Origin of the sequence: Epilithonimonas arachidiradicis (assembly GCF_003610695.1) — a bacterium.
GTDB classification, from domain to species: Bacteria; Bacteroidota; Bacteroidia; order Flavobacteriales; family Weeksellaceae; genus Epilithonimonas; species Epilithonimonas arachidiradicis.
Genome location: NZ_RAQH01000009.1, coordinates 168,317 through 184,565 on the forward strand (window position 1 = coordinate 168,317; position 16,249 = coordinate 184,565).

Here is a 16,249-nt window from a genome sequence, read left to right on the forward strand (position 1 = left end):
ATGAACATTTTTGTTTCAAACATCAATTACGCAACTAAAGATTACCAGTTGCAAGAATTATTCGAAGAATTTGGACAAGTTTCCTCTGCTAAGATTATCACAGACAGAGAAACTGGGAGATCAAAAGGATTTGGTTTCGTAGAAATGGGCGATGCTGAAGGTCAACAAGCTGTTGACGCATTGAACCAAAAAGAATTTAATGGTAAAACTCTTAACGTAACAGAAGCTAGACCAAGAGAAGAAAAGCCAAGAAGATCTTTCGATAACAACCGTGGCGGTGGTTACGGTGGTGGAGATAGAGGCGGAAACCGTGGTGGTGGAAACCGTTGGTAATATCTTCTTTTATGAAAAAATAGAAGCGATCATATTTTTGATCGCTTTTTTTATTTCTTTCGGATGAGCAGGTAAGCATCATCATAACTTACATTTGGATAAGTATTGCTCCTGTATTGTTCTATTGAAAAACTTCCTAGGATCATTTTCAGATGATAATTGCCAAGATCAGCTTCCATAGACATTTCCGGAACGTTGACTTTTCCTGCTTTCCCTTTGTATTTCTTTACCAGATCTTTTATTAATGAAGAAAAATCAGCTTCTTCATCAGAATTTAAAATGACTTTGAACTGAGGATTTTCATCGGTAACTCGGTCATAGATTTCAAACGTATCGTTACCAATTTTTTTATTACCGTGGTTGTATCTGTTAAAGTAAAAAACGTATTGATAATCTTTTACATTGATGACATTCTGATCCGAGATGACTTCTAACCGGTCATAATCGGAAGCGTATTTTGCAGTTTTTTTGATATCAGAAAAACTATAGTAAATGTCAGAGTTGACACTCCAAAAATTCTTTTCATTAATATTTTTTGTGAGGTCTTTACTCTTTTGAGTGTCAATTAAATTTAATAAAAAATCTTTACGACTTCTCTTGGTGAGAAACACAAACTCGTTTCCGATTTTTGTCACAACGCTGTCTGCAACTGACTTTTTGAAGTTAATTTTTTGGTTCGGGGTTAATAATTTGTTATCAGTCAAAACCTTCATCAATTGATTTTCCTGACTTCTTTTCGCAACCGAAAATGTATTGAAATAAGGAAAAATCAAAGAAAATAAACCAAAAGCAAAAAGACTGATCGGGATGAATTTGATGTTAGAATTTTTATTAGTAATAAAATAAAAAACTATGGTTACAAGCCAAATCGCCAAAAGTAAAACGTAATATCTTGGCTCGGTATATCCATATTCCAGAATCCTCGTGAAAATTGCTGTGAATAGCAAAATCAATAAAGGAATCAGCGTAAAGTAGAAAATCCTGGAAAACATTTTGACCCACGATTTTGCAGAATTTTCTTTCAACGGATGAACTAGTAAAATCGCCAAAATCCCTACGATGGAATAGGCAAGAATCAGGTACGAAACCCAACCTCGAGGCAATTCCCAATTCAACAGAATCTTACCGGAATAAAAATATAGGATGACTACATATATTATAAGGAGTGGAATGAGAATATATTGTGTGAAAAATTTCAGAACAACAGGGTAAGTTCCTTCTTTTTCCAAATATTCTAATCCTTTTTCATTGAATAATAAAAAGATAAGACAGCTACCGAAAATTGCGAATAGATAAAATACTCTCAGATAAATTTTATCATTAAAATTAAAATCAAAAAGCTTGTCTACAGCAACGATGGCCAATTCTACGCCGCCTGTGAAAACGCCTGTGAAAACTGCTGTAAGGAAAATGTTGATGAAAAGATTCTTGTTATATTGCCAAAAATCCATTTCAGTTTTCTTTCTGAAAAACACCGCAAATGAAACAAAAAGATGTGATAAGATATAGGTCGGAACGAGCAAAAATGCATAAACTTCCGTAAAGTCTTTCTCTAGTTTTGGCAAAAGAAAATAGAGTAGAACAAGAAAAATTATGCCACTAAGTTCCAATAGGAGCTGCTTTCCTATTCTTTGTGAGAGGATTTTCAAACCAAACATCAACGAGATTCCCAGGCAGGAAACCAACGCAAATTTTGTTAATGTGAAAACCTTTTCGCTGGTGCGGAAGTTTTGTTCAGCAATCTGCATCAGGCAAACCGACGCTGCCAATGCCATCAGCAAAACCAAAGGGTATTGCCGGATTGCATATAAAGCTTTCCCGAATATGTCGTTTAATTTCTGAATCATCTGTTTGAGTTTTATTTATAAGAAAAAGTTATTTCTTTTTATCTTTTTTCTTCTTTTTGTCTTTCTCCTTCTTCTTGGATTTTTTATCGCTGGTTATTTCTTTAATAAAATCCTGAATATGATTCTCATGCTTGGGCTTTGTAGCAAAAACCGCTCTGGATTTGATAGAATTTTCAAAATCTCCTGCAGTAATTAGTTCCTCATCCAGCAAAATATTGAAAAGCTCACCTCCCGAATTATTAAAATAATTCTCCAAAAATCTTTTCAATACAAACTTCCTGTAATCTACAAATTCTACAGCAGGTCTGTAAAGATAAATTCTGCCTTGTTTTTCCACATTCAGATAATGCTTTTCTACCAGTATTTTTAGGAATGTGGAAACCGTATTTTGATGAGGTTTAGGTTCTGGGAAGATGTTCATCAGGTCGCGGAAGTAGATTTGGCCTTCCTTCCAGATGATCTGCATCACTTCTTCTTCAGACGGGGTTAAAGTTTGTAGCATCATAAATATTTTTTAGAAGATAATCGCTTTTACCATTATCAGGTAAACCAAAGATACAAAAATAGCAATCACAGCGCCAGATATCACTTCTTGCGGCGTATGCCTTTTCAGAATAACTCGGGTAATTCCAATCACAACTGACAGCAGAAACCAGAAGACTCCAATCATTGGATTAATAGCGGAAAACAAAGCCGCAACATAGATGTTCAGACTGGTATGCATCGAGCTTTTGATGAAAAAATTACTGATTTGCATCAGGATCAGCAAGATGCATAGCATCAGAATTGTCCAGTCGATTTCCCGGTGCAGAAAATAATCCACAGCCAGAAAAATAATCGTCGCAACAATGATAAAAACATATAGAGAATGGCGTTGTTTCCGGTTAGAAACATCCATATTCGTATAATTTCCTTTTTTCACATTTCTGTAGATCCAGATCGCAATGGGAATAATCAAGAGCAGCAAAATCGGTACAAACTTTTTCGAAGCCTCTTCCCAGGTGTAATTCCTGTAGCTGTAATAAAAAAAGTAGATAACAAGAGAAACCAACGGGTTAAAAAAATTCGAAATCACTTTCGATATTTTGAGAATAAAAGGACTATTGATTTCCATTCAGATAAGTTTCGGTGTCAATATACAAAAAATAAATATTGGGGCGTGTCCCTTTGTTTTTCCACCGCATTTGTCCACCGCAGAAAAACAAGCGGGCCGCGCTGTCCGCTATTATCTTTTTGTTTTTCAGGAACATAGTTCCCAAAAAACAAAAAGGATAGCGCTGCCATCGCTCACGCGCTGCGCCCGGTAGAAAAATTTCCCTTTCACAGAAAATGCTCGCCAATGTGATATTTATTAGGCATTACAAAAATATAATTCTATGCTAACAATAAAAAAGGATTTTTTTCTTATTTTTGCTACATATTTCGAAAAAACAATGAAAGAATTTTCTAAAGAAGTCTACCTTAAATGGTACGAGGATATGACGATGTGGAGAAGGTTTGAAGACAAATGCCGTTCTCTTTACTTAAAACAAAAAATCAGAGGTTTTTTACATCTATATAACGGTCAGGAAGCGATTCCGGCAGGTTTTACCCACGCAATGGATTTGACAAAAGACAGTATGATTACTGCGTACAGATGTCACATCCACCCAATGGCAATGGGCGTTGATCCGAAAAGAATTATGGCTGAGCTTTGTGGTAAAGCAACCGGAACATCCAAAGGTATGGGTGGTTCTATGCATATTTTCAGCAAAGAGCACCGCTTTTATGGTGGACACGGTATCGTAGGTGGACAGATTCCTTTGGGAGCTGGTATCGCCTTCGCAGACAAATATTTTGACAGAAAAGCCGTTAACATCTGTTTTATGGGGGATGGCGCTGTTCGTCAGGGTTCACTTCATGAGACTTTCAATATGGCAATGAACTGGAAACTTCCTGTAGTATTCGTTTGTGAGAACAACGGCTATGCAATGGGAACTTCTGTTAAGAGAACTGCCAACCACGAGGATATTTATAAATTAGGATTAGGATACGAGATGCCTTGTCTTCCTGTAGATGCAATGGATCCGGAAAAAGTAGCTGAAGCTGCTTACGAAGCGATCGAGAGAGCAAGAAGAGGAGACGGACCAACTTTCATCGAGGCTAGAACATACCGTTACAGAGGTCACTCTATGTCAGATGCCGAGCCTTACAGAACTAAAGAAGAAGTAGCACAATACAAGTTGGAAGATCCAATCGAGATTGTGAAAAGCAGACTTTTGGAAAATAACTGGGCTACAGAGCAAGACCTTGAAGCGATTGACGAAAAATCAAGAGAATTCGTAGAAGAATGTATCGAGTTTATGGAAAGTTCTCCATATCCGGATGCTTCTCAGGTTTACGACTTTATCTATTCTCAACCGGATTATCCTTTCATTGATAAATTAGAAAACTAAAATATTATTAATTTGAAATTTAAGAATTTGAAATTTGAATTCAATGAATCTCAAATCTCAAATCTCGAATCTCAAATCTCAAATCAATAAAAAATTATGGCAGAAGTAATTACGATGCCCCGTTTATCGGATACGATGACGGAAGGTAAAGTTTCAAAATGGCACAAAAAAGTGGGTGACGCTGTGAAAGAAGGCGACATCCTTGCAGAAATCGAAACTGATAAAGCCGTTCAGGATTTTGAATCAGAACTGAATGGTACATTATTATACGTCGGAGTAGAAGAAGGAGGACAAGCGCCTGTAGATTCTGTTTTGGCAATCATTGGAGCAGAAGGAGAAGATATCTCATCTTTAATTAGCGGAGGAAGCGCTGCTAACTCTACACCGGAAGCTCCAAAAGCTGAAGAAGCAAAAAAAGAACCTGCTGCTGAAGAGTCGGCTTCTGCTGATATCCCAGAAGGCGTAGAAGTCATCACGATGCCTAGACTTTCTGATACAATGACGGAAGGAAAAGTGGCGAAGTGGCATAAAAATGTTGGTGATGCTGTGAAAGAAGGTGATATCCTTGCAGAAATCGAAACAGATAAAGCGGTTCAGGATTTTGAATCCGAGTTCAACGGAACACTATTGTTCCAGGGTGTTGGTGAAGGTGAAGCTGCTGAAGTTGATAAGATTTTAGCAATTATTGGACCTGCGGGTACTGATGTTTCTGCAGTAGTTTCCGGAGGTAGTAAAAAAGCTGCCACTCCAAAAACAGAATCAAAAGCTGAAACCAAAACCGAAGATAAAAAAGAAGCTGCCCCTGTTGCTGCTTCATCAACTGGTGAAAGAGTAGCAATTTCTCCATTGGCTAAGAAAATAGCTCAGGATAAAGGGATTGATTTCGCTTCTATCAAAGGTTCCGGAGAAAACGGTAGAATTGTGAAGAAAGATGTTGAAAACTATCAGCCTTCTGCACAACCAGCAGCTACTGCATCTGCTCCAAAAACAGCGTCTGCACAACCAAGTTTAGCATTCACACCAGGTGAAGATTCTGAAACACCAAACTCTCAGATGAGAAACATCATCGCGAAGAGATTGGCAGAAAGTAAATTTACTGCGCCACATTACTATTTGACGGTTGAAATCAATATGGATAAAGCGATCGAAGCTAGAAAAGAGATGAACTCTGTTCCAGATACGAAAGTTTCTTTCAACGATATGGTTATCAAAGCGGTTGCTGTTGCGTTAAGAAAACATCCACAAGTTAATTCCTCTTGGGCAGGTGATAAGATCATCCACCACGGAAATATCAATGTTGGTGTAGCTGTTGCAGTTCCAGACGGATTGGTAGTTCCTGTATTGAAAAATACAGACTTTATGAACTATAACGAGATTTCTGCAGCGGTAAAAGATATGGCTGGAAGAGCTAAAACCAAAGCGCTTAAAGCTAACGAAATGGAAGGTTCTACTTTCTCTGTTTCTAATCTTGGAATGTTCGGAATTGAAACATTTACTTCAATTATCAATCAACCGAACTCTGCGATCTTATCTGTAGGAGCGATTATTGAAAAACCAATTGTGAAAAACGGACAAATCGTGGTTGGAAATACAATGAAGTTGTCTCTTGCCTGTGACCACAGAGTAATCGATGGGGCAACAGGAGCTCAGTTCTTGCAAACGTTGAGAACTTACCTGGAAAGTCCGTTGACGCTTTTATTAGGATAGAATAATATATTCGAAATATTTATAAAACCTTTCAATTCTGTTGAAAGGTTTTTTTTGTGATATTTAAAAACAATCTGTTTAGATTAAATTACAACTTGTATTTGGTTTTTACAGAGAAACACAATTTGTATTTCATTAAAACAATCTGTTTAGAGAAAAAAACAATTGGAATTTAATTAAAACAAGTTGTTTAGAGAAAAACACAACTTATTTTTAGTTTAAACAATCTGTTTTAAAAGAAGTAATGTTGTTTCTGTGTTGAGTCTGCGTAAGGGATGGTAACGGATATCCTTTTTGTCTTATGGAATAATGCTAATTTGGATGTGATATGTTCTGGACAAAAAGATATTAGTGGACAGCCCGACCCGCTTGTTTTTGCTGAACTGGAAATGTTGATTTTGGTGATAAAGTTTGTGAGCAAAAACAAAGGGTTACGCCCAAAAAATTATTATTATGAATGTTGTATTTGATTATCTTTGCATCGTGAAAAAGCTTGGTTTTGTATTTCTATTTTTAGGTATTTTTGCCTTTGGGCAGGATCACCTTTCTGGTTTTAATATGATGTCTTTTACGTATAAGATGAATCCGAAATGGATGGCTTATGTAGAACTCCAAGCCAGAGCCAGACGCGATTACACGGTGATTGATTACTATGAGACCAAAGGCGGGATCGGGTATAACCTGAATAAAAATAATCAGGCATTTGTTGGACTTGGAAGATATGGCACTTATGAAAAAATGAAGATCTCTCAGGAGGAATTCAGACTTTGGCTGCAATATACTTTTACGCAAAGATTTGGAAGACTAAAGCTAGATCACAGAGGCCGCGCTGAACATCGCTTTTTCTATGCGAGCCAAACTGGTGAACATACCGAAGCAAACCGTTTCCGATACAGGCTGAGCGCTACTTTGCCTATCAATAAGGATAAAGTGCAGGAAAAAACTTTCTTTGTGAATGCTTTTGAGGAATTGTTCTTTGGTTCCAAGGACCCAAATTTCAAAAGAAACAGAACGTTTGCTGGTTTTGGTTATCAGTTCAATCATACATTGTCTGCAACCACGGGTTATATGTTCCAGAGAGAATTTTCCACCAAAGGCAATGATAATTTTCACTTTCTTTATTTTGCGCTCAACTTCACCATTGATGGAACGAATGACGAGAAGGATATTGTGATTCCTATGGTGGATTAGAAAACTCTCGCAGATTTAGCAGATAAAGCAAATTTAAAATCTGCTGAATTAGCTAGATCTGCGAGAGAAAGTTTTTAGATTAATATTTCTCAGACAGATAGAGATAAGCTTTCAGATATTTATTGAATCGTTTCAAATCTTTTTCCTGCAGTAGTTCTGTGCATCTTGTTAAGTCCATATTATCTCTTAAGTCATTCAATTTTACAGCAATTGCAAGCGGACTTTTTTCAATTCTTGCAATAAAGGCATCATAATCCAGATGCTCTTCTTCTCTTTTTGTAAGACATTCGATGGCTTCAAGAATGTGTTCAGGAAACCCTTTTTCTCGGAGGTATTCTATTGGATAATCTGGATTGTCTTCTACAACATCGTGAAGAATCCCGACAATCTTTTCATCGATGGTTTTGCCGGCATTCATTACTCGGAAAACGTGTCCCAGATATGGTGCGTCGTATTTATCGGTTTGTTTTTTATGGGCTTTGGTAGCGATTTTTATGGCCTTGTTGAGGAGTTCGTGGGTGGACATTTATTATAAAAGTTTAAACGAAATTATGAAAAGAAAATGAAAAGATGGCGTGAAAAGTTTCAGTTTTTAAATTAATTATTGGGATAATATTTTTAATACTTCCTCAAGATAAAAATAAAAACGCCAAGTAATCTTGGCGTTTCTTTATCTAAATTATCGTCCTTTCAACTCATCCAGCAATCGCTCCAGAGAATTAAGGTCAGAGATTAAAACTTCTCTCGCCTTTGCACCATTGAAGCCGCCAACAACGCCAGCTGCTTCCAATTGATCCATAATCCTTCCGGCTCTGTTGTAGCCTAATTTCAATTGTCTTTGCAACATAGAAGTCGAACCTTGCTGTGTAGAAACCACGATTCTTGCACCTTCTTCAAACAAAGCATCTTTCTCGTTCGGGTCAAAAGCGCCAACTGTTGAACTGCCTTCTTCTCCGGAATATTCTGGAAGAAGATAAGCATCAGAATAACCCTTTTGTTCCCCGACGAATTCTGCAATTCTCTCAACTTCCGGCGTATCGACAAATGCACACTGCAAACGAGTCAAATCATTACCGTTAAAATAAAGCATATCTCCTTTTCCAACCAACTGCTCGGCACCAGGCGAATCCAAAATCGTCTTGGAATCCACTCCGGAAATTACACGGAAAGCAACCCTTGCTGGGAAATTCGCTTTGATCATACCAGTGATTACGTTTACAGACGGTCTTTGAGTTGCAACAATTAAGTGAATTCCAATCGCTCTCGCTAACTGTGCTAATCTTGCAATCGGATGTTCTACTTCTTTCCCAGCAGTCATAATCAAATCTGCAAATTCGTCCACAACCAGAACGATATAAGGCAGGTATCTGTGACCATTTTCAGGATTCAGTTTTCTTTGAGCAAATTTCGCATTGTACTCTTTGATGTTTTTACAGAACGCATTTTTCAGCAATTCGTAACGGTCATCCATCTCGATACAAAGTGAATTCAGAGTATTAATAACTTTCGCATTGTCTGTGATAATCGCATCTTCTGTATCAGGTAATTTTGCTAAATAATGTCTTTCAATTTTTGAATAAAGTGATAATTCCACCTTTTTCGGGTCAACCATCACAAACTTCAATTCGCTTGGGTGTTTTTTATAAATCAATGAAGTCAGAATTGCATTGATACCAACAGATTTTCCTTGGCCTGTTGCTCCAGCCATCAAAAGGTGAGGCATTTTCGCAAGGTCAGCAACGAACACTTCGTTGGAAATTGTTCGTCCAAAAACGATTGGCAAATCCATATCTGCTGATTGAAATTTCGGCGAAGCTACAACCGAACGCATCGAAACCATTGTTGGGTTTTTTCTTGGAACCTCGATTCCGATTGTTCCTTTTCCCGGCATTGGTGCGATGATCCTGATTCCAAGTGCGGAAAGATTCAAAGCAATATCATCCTGTAATTTTTTAATTGCTGCAACACGGATCCCAGCTTCCGGTACAATTTCGTAAAGTGTAACCGTTGGACCAATTGTCGCTTTAATTTCAGAAATTCCAACGTTAAAGGTTTTCAATAAGCCAACAATTCGGTTCTTATTTTCTTCGAGTTCGTCTTTATTAATGGTGATTTCCTCGTTTCCGTAATCTTTCAGTAATTCTATAGATGGCATTTGGAATTTTGCCAAATCCAATTTGTGGTCATACAGTCCATGTTTGCTAACCAGATCTTCTGATCTTTGCTGTTCGTTCGAAACTGGAAAATCTTCATCTTTTTTGATTTCTACATTGAAGGAGAAATCATCTTCTGTTTTTGCAACCGGAGTCTCCACAACTGATTTTTGAGACGGAGTTGGGGTAGAAGATAATATGATTGGTTCAGGAACAGATTCTTTTATCGGCTCTATGATTTCTTCTCTGAAAGATGTCTGATTTGGTGTTTTAATTGGCTCAAAATCCTGAGTGACTTTGATATTGCTAAAATCATTGTCAGTTTTAACTGGATTTGATTTAGAAGAAATATTTTCAGGAACAATTTCTTTTTCCAGCTCTTCATCCGCTTCAAATTCATCGTCAGAATCAGGCATCAGACTTTTCAGTTTCCCGAAAGTATTATCATTAATGTCATTCAGTTTATTTTTGATAGAACTTGGTCTTAGATTAAATTCCAAAACAAAATAGAGGGCAAAACTTACCAAAAGAACCATCCAAAGTCCAACAGAACCGATATAGGATTTAAGATAATCCATAATCTGATAACCGTAAACACCACCGAGAACGCCTTCGCCATTGGTTACGGCACCAAAGAAAATCGGAGTCCAGCAAATGAAAAATAAACTGTGAGAAATGGTCTTCCAGGGCTTGAAATAATTCTTCTTGAAAACCAAAGTTCCAAAAACAAAACATAAAAATGCCACTACAAAAGCTGCTACACCTATGCTTTCAAAAATGAAAAGATTGCCCAGCCAATCTCCGATTTTCCCAAAAATATTGGAAGATTGCACCGTTTTGTCGGCCATCGTTCCGGCCTGGCTCTGGTCAGATTTCCAGTTCATCAGATAAGAGGCAAAAGAAAGTGTCAAAACGATAGATAAAATTATCAGGGTAACCCCCGAAATAATTCTCGGTTTCGATATGATTTTACTTGTATTGGAGGGCGTATTTTGTTCTTTGTTCATTTTCAAAAATCGTCAATAGATGCAAATTTAATGTTTTTTCTGACCGTTAAAAATTAAAATAAAAAAAGATTACCGGATGTGACGAAATCAGGTTAAAAACCAAAATGTTGGATAATCTGAAAAATATCATAAATCGAGGTTTTAATTAGTCCAATCAAATTAACATTCTTATTTTTGCGAATCATAACTTTCAGAATGAAATCGTCGCTAAATGTGGTAGTAAGAAGCAGATTTTGCCGGACGATTGCATATGACAAACAAAAACAGTAGATATCTACATATGAAAAAGATTCAGGATATTCTTATTTCTACGCGGACGATGGCGGTTCTGTTGCTGGTTTTCGCAATTTCTATGGCGGTTGCCACTTTTATCGAAAATGATTACGGAACACCTACTGCAAAAGCATTGATTTATGAGGCCAAATGGTTTGAGGCTGTGATGTTTTTGTTGATTCTTAACTTCATTGGAAACATCGGACGATACAGGCTTTACAAAAAAGAAAAGTGGCCGATCTTGGTTTTCCACTTGGCATTTGTCCTGATTTTTATTGGAGGCGCAATTACGCGTTACATTAGTTTTGAAGGAACAATGCACATCCGGGAAGGCGAAACCTCTAACGAAATCGTAACCGACAAGCATTTCTTCAAAATTAAAATCGAAGAAAAAGGAGAACAGCAGAATTATCACGATGTTCCTTATCTGATGTCGCCGCTTCATCACGATTTCCAAGCGACTTATGATTTCCTTGGAAAAGAAAAAATTGTTATTAAAACTCTGGATTATATTCAAAGAAAGAAAGATAGTTTGGTTGCGGGAAATGAGAAAGAATTCTTGCATTTGGTTTCTACCAGCGATATGGGAGGTCGTCAGAATATCTATTTGGCAGAAGGGGAAGTTCAGAATATCAACGGAACTTTGGTCAGTTATAACAGAACTGCGATTGACGGTGCCGTAGAATTCCAAAAAAAGGACGGACAACTTTATATCAAAACTCCGACTGATGCTGCTTATATGACAATGGCAACGCAGGCAACCGGAACGACGAAGAAAAATGAGTTCCAGCCTTTGGTTTTGAGAAGTCTTTATACAATTGACCAACTCAAACTGGTAATTCCGGAAGGTACTAAGACAGGAAAATTGGTAGCTTACGAAGGCGATAAACAAAAAGATAAAGATGTTCCGGATATGCTGAAAGTAGAAGTTGCCGGACCAAAAACAAAGCAAATTGTTAACCTTGTAGTGGAAAAAGGAAATCCAAATAATTATAAACAGATACATCTGGATGGTCTCGATATCATGTTGGGTTTCGGACCAAAGATTTACTTCACGCAGCCTTTCGCCCTTAAATTGGAAAAATTTGTGATGGAAACTTACCCGGGAAGTTCTTCACCGTCAGCTTATGAATCCCACGTTAAAATCGTGGATGAAGGGAAGGAAACGCCTTACAATATCTATATGAACCACGTTCTTAATTATAAAGGTTATAGATTCTTCCAGGCAAGTTTTGACCCGGACAGAAAAGGAACAGTTCTTTCTGTAAACCATGATTTTTGGGGAACTCTGATCAGTTATATCGGTTATGCATTTTTGTTTTTAGGAATGTTTGTAACGATGTTCTGGAAAGGCTCTCGTTTCTGGAGCCTGAACCAAATGCTGAAAACCATCAGCAAGAAAAAAGCAGCGGCTGTTGTTTTACTTTTATTAAGTTTCGGACTTAATGCTCAGGAAATCGATATGCACGGCAAAGACGGCAGTCACGACGGTCATGCTCATTCCGAAGCTGCTGCGCCAACATCGCCGAACAAGAATCCTGCGGTGATAGATGCTGATGAAATGGTGAAGAATATTACCATCAGCAAAGAGCACGCAGACAAGTTTGCTTATCTTTTGGTCCAGAATTATGAAGGTCGTATCGTTCCTGCTAATACACAGGCTCTCGATATTTTACATAAATTAACGTCCCGTTCCAAGTTTCAGGATTTGGATGCCAATCAATGGTTTTTAGCGGCTACAATTGACCCGATGTTCTGGGCGCAAGTGAACATCATCAAAATCGAAACTGCCGGTAAAGTAGGAAAGGATTTGAAAGCTAAAACAAAAGCGACGGATGAAGGTTTTACAAGTTTGATCAAATTATTCCCAGCCGATAAAAACGGTAATCTTCATTTCGTTTTGGAGGATGATTATAATGAAGCATTCAGAAAAAAAGCTTCTGAAAGAACAAGATATGATGAAGCGGTTATCAAATTAAATGATAAGGTACAAGTTTTAAACGGTATAATGTCTTACCAATACTTCCGAACGGTTCCTGTCAAAAACGACCCGAATCATACGTGGAACTCTGTGATGACACCAACTTTTGAAGCAGACGAAAATGCACAGGCGGTTTTAGGACCCTATTTGTCAAGTGTTCTAATGGCAACACAAGGCGGAAGCTGGGCAAAAGCAGATGCAGAACTGAAGAAAGTAGAGGAGTATCAGCAGAAATGGGGCAAAAATGTAGTGCCTTCTGAAACCAAAGTTAAGCTGGAAGTGCTGATGAATACATTGGATATCAACTTCAAATTGTTGATTTTCTATACAATCATTGGAGGTTTGCTTCTGATTTTAGGTTTTGTAGAATTATTTAAACCAGGTAAAATTCTTCATAATATTGTAAAAGGAATAATTTATATTGGCGCGATTGGTTATATTTTCCATTTTTTAGGTTTGGTAGGAAGATGGTACATCTCTGGTCACGCACCTTGGAGTAATGGTTACGAAGCAATTATTTTCATCTCTTGGGTAGGGATTTCGGCGGGATATGCATTGTATAGAAACTCCAATACTTTGATTCCTGCAGCAGGATTCTTGGTTGCAGTCATTATGATGGGATTTGCGCACGGAGGTTCCGCATTAGATCCACAAATTACCCCACTAGTTCCGGTTCTTAAATCTTACTGGTTAGTAGTTCACGTAGCAATCATCACTTCGAGTTATGGATTCTTCTCCTTATCAATGCTGATCGCAATGATTTCTTTGATTTTCTATGTGATTGCCAACAAAGGCACTTTCAAAAAACATAATGATACGACGCTTAAAGAATTAGCTATCGTAAGCGAAATGTCTCTAAACATAGGATTATTAGCATTAACCATTGGAAACTTCTTAGGCGGAATTTGGGCTAACGAATCCTGGGGACGTTATTGGAGCTGGGACCCGAAAGAAACCTGGGCTTTCATCTCGATTATGGTTTATGCTTTTGTAATCCACATGAGGTTGGTTCCTGGTTTAAGAGGTAGATATACTTTCCACGTGGTGACAATGTTTGCATTTTGCTCAATGGTAATGACTTATTTCGGCGTGAATTATTACCTGTCAGGATTGCATTCTTACGCCAAAGGCGATCCAATTCCTCTGCCGCTTTGGGTTTACATCAGCTTGGGTTATATGCTCACATTGTCGGTAGCCGCTTGGTTTAAGTATAAAAAGCTCAATGAAAAGCAAGAAAAAAGAACACAGGTAGAACCTTAAAGCTTTGCATAAATTAATTAACCGGACTTTGAACAAGTTCGGTTTTTTTATTTTTTTTATTAAAATAAATTGTACATTTATGATATCAAATTAATATCAAATTAAATATTATGGAAAAAATTGTAAAACCTTTGTCAGGCTATTTAGCATTAGTAATTAGCCTTGTTCTTTTTGGATTAAGTATTTTTCTTTTTATAAACGGTGCGAGTAATAGTAATCCCGCTTTTATGTTTTTTGCGGCTATTTCTTTTTTAGCTTTTATCTTTTTTTTGAAAGGCTTAATGATTATTCAGCCAAACCATTCCAGAGTGCTTAGCTTTTTTGGGAAATACGTTGGAACTGTAAAGGCTAATGGCTTATTTTTCATTAATCCATTGTATTCAACGCAAAGAATGAGTCTTCGTTCAGAAAACCTTCAGGGCCAGACTTTGAAAGTGAATGACAAAATGGGTAATCCGATAGAAATCGGAGCTGTTATCGTTTGGAAAGTAGGCGATACTTATAAAGCTGCTTTTGATGTAGAGCGTTATATGGAATATGTGAGAATCCAAAGCGAGGCAGCTGTTCGACATTTGGCGGTAAGTTTTCCTTATGATAACTTGGAAGACGAAAATGCAGAAATAACGCTTCGTGATGGTGGTGATAATGTTAATCATATCCTTGAAAAAGAATTGACAGACCGACTTTCAACAGCGGGAATTATTGTTCAGGAAGCTAGAATCAGTCATTTGGCTTATGCATCGGAAATTGCTGGAGCAATGTTGCAAAGACAGCAGGCAACGGCGATTGTGGCTGCTAGAGCAAAAATTGTTGAAGGTGCTGTTGGAATGGTTGATATGGCACTGAAAAAACTGTCTGCAGAAAATATTGTTGAACTGGATGACGAGAGAAAAGCGGCAATGGTAAGTAATCTAATGGTAGTTTTATGTGGCGAAAAAGCAGCTCAACCAATCCTGAATGCAGGAACACTTTATAATTAATCCAAAATCAAGTATTGATGAAGAAGAGTTTTGTTTTAAGATTGGATGATGAGATGTATAAATTGTTGGAAAAATGGGCGGCTGATGAATTCCGGAGTGTGAATGGGCAATTGGAATACATCATCAATCAGAGTCTGATTAATTCAGGAAGAAAAAAAAATAAAACGGATAACCAATCAACAGATAAAAAATAAGCAGTCAATTTTGACTGCTTTTTATTTTAAAAACTTCTGGATGTAAATCTCTCTTTGACTTTCTGAAATTCCTAAAATCTGATGAATGTAATTATCCATCGAACCATATTTTTTATTGATTTCTTCGAAAGCAGATTGCAGATAATTTCGTTCTATCCAACTCGTTTTTTCAACCACACCAATGTCCAGTTTTGGATAAACGAAATGAAATGTATTGGCGAGATTTAATCTTTTCTGAATAATCTTTTCTCTAAGATTATTAGATTGTAGATATTCTTCAAAAATAACAGAATCATCAAACTTTAAAATTTTTAAAATCAAAGCTGTAATCATCCCAGTTCTGTCTTTTCCTGCTGTACAATGATAGAGTATAGGTTGCTCAGAATCTAAAATTTCTGTAATGATTTGCCTAATAACTTCCGGATTTTCAGAAACATAATCGGTATAGAATTTTATCATTCTTTTATCCGCATCATTCTTGGTGATTTTTCCTTTCAAAGCCAATTGTTTCGCATTGCTCATCTCATCATTCTTATCCTCGAAAGCAGAATATATTTTATAATTGATATCCTTAGGAAGTTGGTCTGGTTCTTTATTAATTTCCTGCTGCGTTCTCAAATCAATGACTTTACCGATTTTCATTTTATCTAATTTATCAAAAGAAGATTTTCTAAGTTGATGGAGATTGCCGCTTCGGTAGATTAAACTGTCTTTAAGAATTTTTCCTTCAGAATTTTTAATTCCACCCAGATATCTCAGATTATTAACTTTCTTTATCTCGATGTGATTTTGATTAGAATAGGCTGAAAACTCAGTTTTGGAGGAAGTGTAAGTTTTGCAGGAAATAAAAAATAGGAAAACTAAGTAATAGAAATATCTCATAACTCC

13 protein-coding genes are annotated in these 16,249 nt (G+C 37.0%); 7 read left to right on the plus strand and 6 right to left on the minus strand.

All coding sequences use genetic code 11. From position 1 onward, the window contains the following. Positions 1–333 (plus strand): RNA recognition motif domain-containing protein, encoded by a 333-nt coding sequence (locus tag BXY58_RS14275; RefSeq protein WP_120214540.1) that lies wholly within the window; start codon positions 1–3, stop codon positions 331–333. 50 nt (positions 334–383) lie between these two features. On the opposite strand, the gene BXY58_RS14280 is transcribed toward BXY58_RS14275, so the two are convergent. Genes BXY58_RS14280 through BXY58_RS14290 form a run of 3 tightly spaced genes read right to left on the minus strand, consistent with a single transcriptional unit; the run spans position 384 to position 3,294 of the window. Next, the gene (locus BXY58_RS14280; RefSeq protein WP_120214541.1) at positions 384–2,180 is read right to left on the minus strand and encodes a DUF4153 domain-containing protein; all 1,797 of its coding nucleotides are present in this window, start codon (positions 2,178–2,180) and stop codon (positions 384–386) included. A 28-nt stretch (positions 2,181–2,208) separates the two neighbouring features. Then, on the minus strand, positions 2,209–2,682 hold the full coding sequence (locus BXY58_RS14285) for a BlaI/MecI/CopY family transcriptional regulator (RefSeq protein ID WP_170144248.1): 474 nt from the start codon (positions 2,680–2,682) through the stop codon (positions 2,209–2,211). A 12-nt stretch (positions 2,683–2,694) separates the two neighbouring features. Further along, complete coding sequence (locus BXY58_RS14290; RefSeq protein WP_120214543.1) at positions 2,695–3,294, minus strand: phosphatase PAP2 family protein; 600 nt, start codon at positions 3,292–3,294, stop codon at positions 2,695–2,697. Between the two features lie 319 nt (positions 3,295–3,613). On the opposite strand from BXY58_RS14290, the gene pdhA reads away from it, so the two are divergent. The 3 genes from pdhA to BXY58_RS14315 all read left to right on the plus strand — a co-directional run bounded on the left by pdhA (position 3,614) and on the right by BXY58_RS14315 (position 7,513). Then, positions 3,614–4,615, plus strand: coding sequence for a pyruvate dehydrogenase (acetyl-transferring) E1 component subunit alpha (gene pdhA / locus BXY58_RS14300; protein WP_120214581.1), 1,002 nt, complete (start codon positions 3,614–3,616; stop codon positions 4,613–4,615). A gap of 96 nt (positions 4,616–4,711) precedes the next feature. Next, on the plus strand, positions 4,712–6,322 hold the full coding sequence (locus BXY58_RS14305; RefSeq protein WP_120214545.1) for a pyruvate dehydrogenase complex dihydrolipoamide acetyltransferase: 1,611 nt from the start codon (positions 4,712–4,714) through the stop codon (positions 6,320–6,322). A 453-nt stretch (positions 6,323–6,775) separates the two neighbouring features. After that, positions 6,776–7,513, plus strand: a complete 738-nt coding sequence (locus tag BXY58_RS14315) for a DUF2490 domain-containing protein (protein ID WP_120214547.1) — start codon at positions 6,776–6,778, stop codon at positions 7,511–7,513. 79 nt (positions 7,514–7,592) lie between these two features. On the opposite strand, the gene BXY58_RS14320 is transcribed toward BXY58_RS14315, so the two are convergent. Beyond that, a complete protein-coding gene (locus BXY58_RS14320; protein ID WP_120214548.1) occupies positions 7,593–8,039 on the minus strand; it encodes a phosphohydrolase in 447 nt (148 codons plus the stop codon). A 153-nt stretch (positions 8,040–8,192) separates the two neighbouring features. Further along, complete coding sequence (locus tag BXY58_RS14325; RefSeq protein WP_120214549.1) at positions 8,193–10,673, minus strand: FtsK/SpoIIIE family DNA translocase; 2,481 nt, start codon at positions 10,671–10,673, stop codon at positions 8,193–8,195. Positions 10,674–10,953: 280 nt separating this feature from the next. Here BXY58_RS14325 and BXY58_RS14330 point away from each other — a divergent pair, with 280 nt between their 5' ends. The 3 genes from BXY58_RS14330 to BXY58_RS14340 all read left to right on the plus strand — a co-directional run bounded on the left by BXY58_RS14330 (position 10,954) and on the right by BXY58_RS14340 (position 15,361). After that, entirely contained in the window at positions 10,954–14,187 is a 3,234-nt protein-coding gene (locus tag BXY58_RS14330) for a cytochrome c biogenesis protein CcsA (protein WP_120214550.1), read from the plus strand. A 110-nt stretch (positions 14,188–14,297) separates the two neighbouring features. Further along, a complete protein-coding gene (locus BXY58_RS14335) occupies positions 14,298–15,167 on the plus strand; it encodes an SPFH domain-containing protein (RefSeq protein ID WP_120214551.1) in 870 nt (289 codons plus the stop codon). A gap of 17 nt (positions 15,168–15,184) precedes the next feature. Next, the gene (locus BXY58_RS14340; RefSeq protein WP_074233794.1) at positions 15,185–15,361 is read left to right on the plus strand and encodes a type II toxin-antitoxin system antitoxin; all 177 of its coding nucleotides are present in this window, start codon (positions 15,185–15,187) and stop codon (positions 15,359–15,361) included. A 21-nt stretch (positions 15,362–15,382) separates the two neighbouring features. Here BXY58_RS14340 and BXY58_RS14345 read toward each other — a convergent pair whose 3' ends face one another. Continuing rightward, positions 15,383–16,243, minus strand: coding sequence for a tyrosine-protein phosphatase (locus BXY58_RS14345; RefSeq protein WP_120214552.1), 861 nt, complete (start codon positions 16,241–16,243; stop codon positions 15,383–15,385). Between the last annotated feature and the right edge of the window lie 6 nt (positions 16,244–16,249).

What these genes read in the sequence shown, in the direction of transcription:
- BXY58_RS14275 (WP_120214540.1), top strand. Translation starts at nt 1, where the DNA reads ATGAACATTTTTGTTTCAAACATCAATTACGCAACTAAAGATTACCAG.
- BXY58_RS14280 (WP_120214541.1), bottom strand. Translation starts at nt 2,180, where the DNA reads ATGATTCAGAAATTAAACGACATATTCGGGAAAGCTTTATATGCAATC.
- BXY58_RS14285 (WP_170144248.1), bottom strand. Translation starts at nt 2,682, where the DNA reads ATGCTACAAACTTTAACCCCGTCTGAAGAAGAAGTGATGCAGATCATC.
- BXY58_RS14290 (WP_120214543.1), bottom strand. Translation starts at nt 3,294, where the DNA reads ATGGAAATCAATAGTCCTTTTATTCTCAAAATATCGAAAGTGATTTCG.
- pdhA (WP_120214581.1), top strand. Translation starts at nt 3,614, where the DNA reads ATGAAAGAATTTTCTAAAGAAGTCTACCTTAAATGGTACGAGGATATG.
- BXY58_RS14305 (WP_120214545.1), top strand. Translation starts at nt 4,712, where the DNA reads ATGGCAGAAGTAATTACGATGCCCCGTTTATCGGATACGATGACGGAA.
- BXY58_RS14315 (WP_120214547.1), top strand. Translation starts at nt 6,776, where the DNA reads ATGAATGTTGTATTTGATTATCTTTGCATCGTGAAAAAGCTTGGTTTT.
- BXY58_RS14320 (WP_120214548.1), bottom strand. Translation starts at nt 8,039, where the DNA reads ATGTCCACCCACGAACTCCTCAACAAGGCCATAAAAATCGCTACCAAA.
- BXY58_RS14325 (WP_120214549.1), bottom strand. Translation starts at nt 10,673, where the DNA reads ATGAACAAAGAACAAAATACGCCCTCCAATACAAGTAAAATCATATCG.
- BXY58_RS14330 (WP_120214550.1), top strand. Translation starts at nt 10,954, where the DNA reads ATGAAAAAGATTCAGGATATTCTTATTTCTACGCGGACGATGGCGGTT.
- BXY58_RS14335 (WP_120214551.1), top strand. Translation starts at nt 14,298, where the DNA reads ATGGAAAAAATTGTAAAACCTTTGTCAGGCTATTTAGCATTAGTAATT.
- BXY58_RS14340 (WP_074233794.1), top strand. Translation starts at nt 15,185, where the DNA reads ATGAAGAAGAGTTTTGTTTTAAGATTGGATGATGAGATGTATAAATTG.
- BXY58_RS14345 (WP_120214552.1), bottom strand. Translation starts at nt 16,243, where the DNA reads ATGAGATATTTCTATTACTTAGTTTTCCTATTTTTTATTTCCTGCAAA.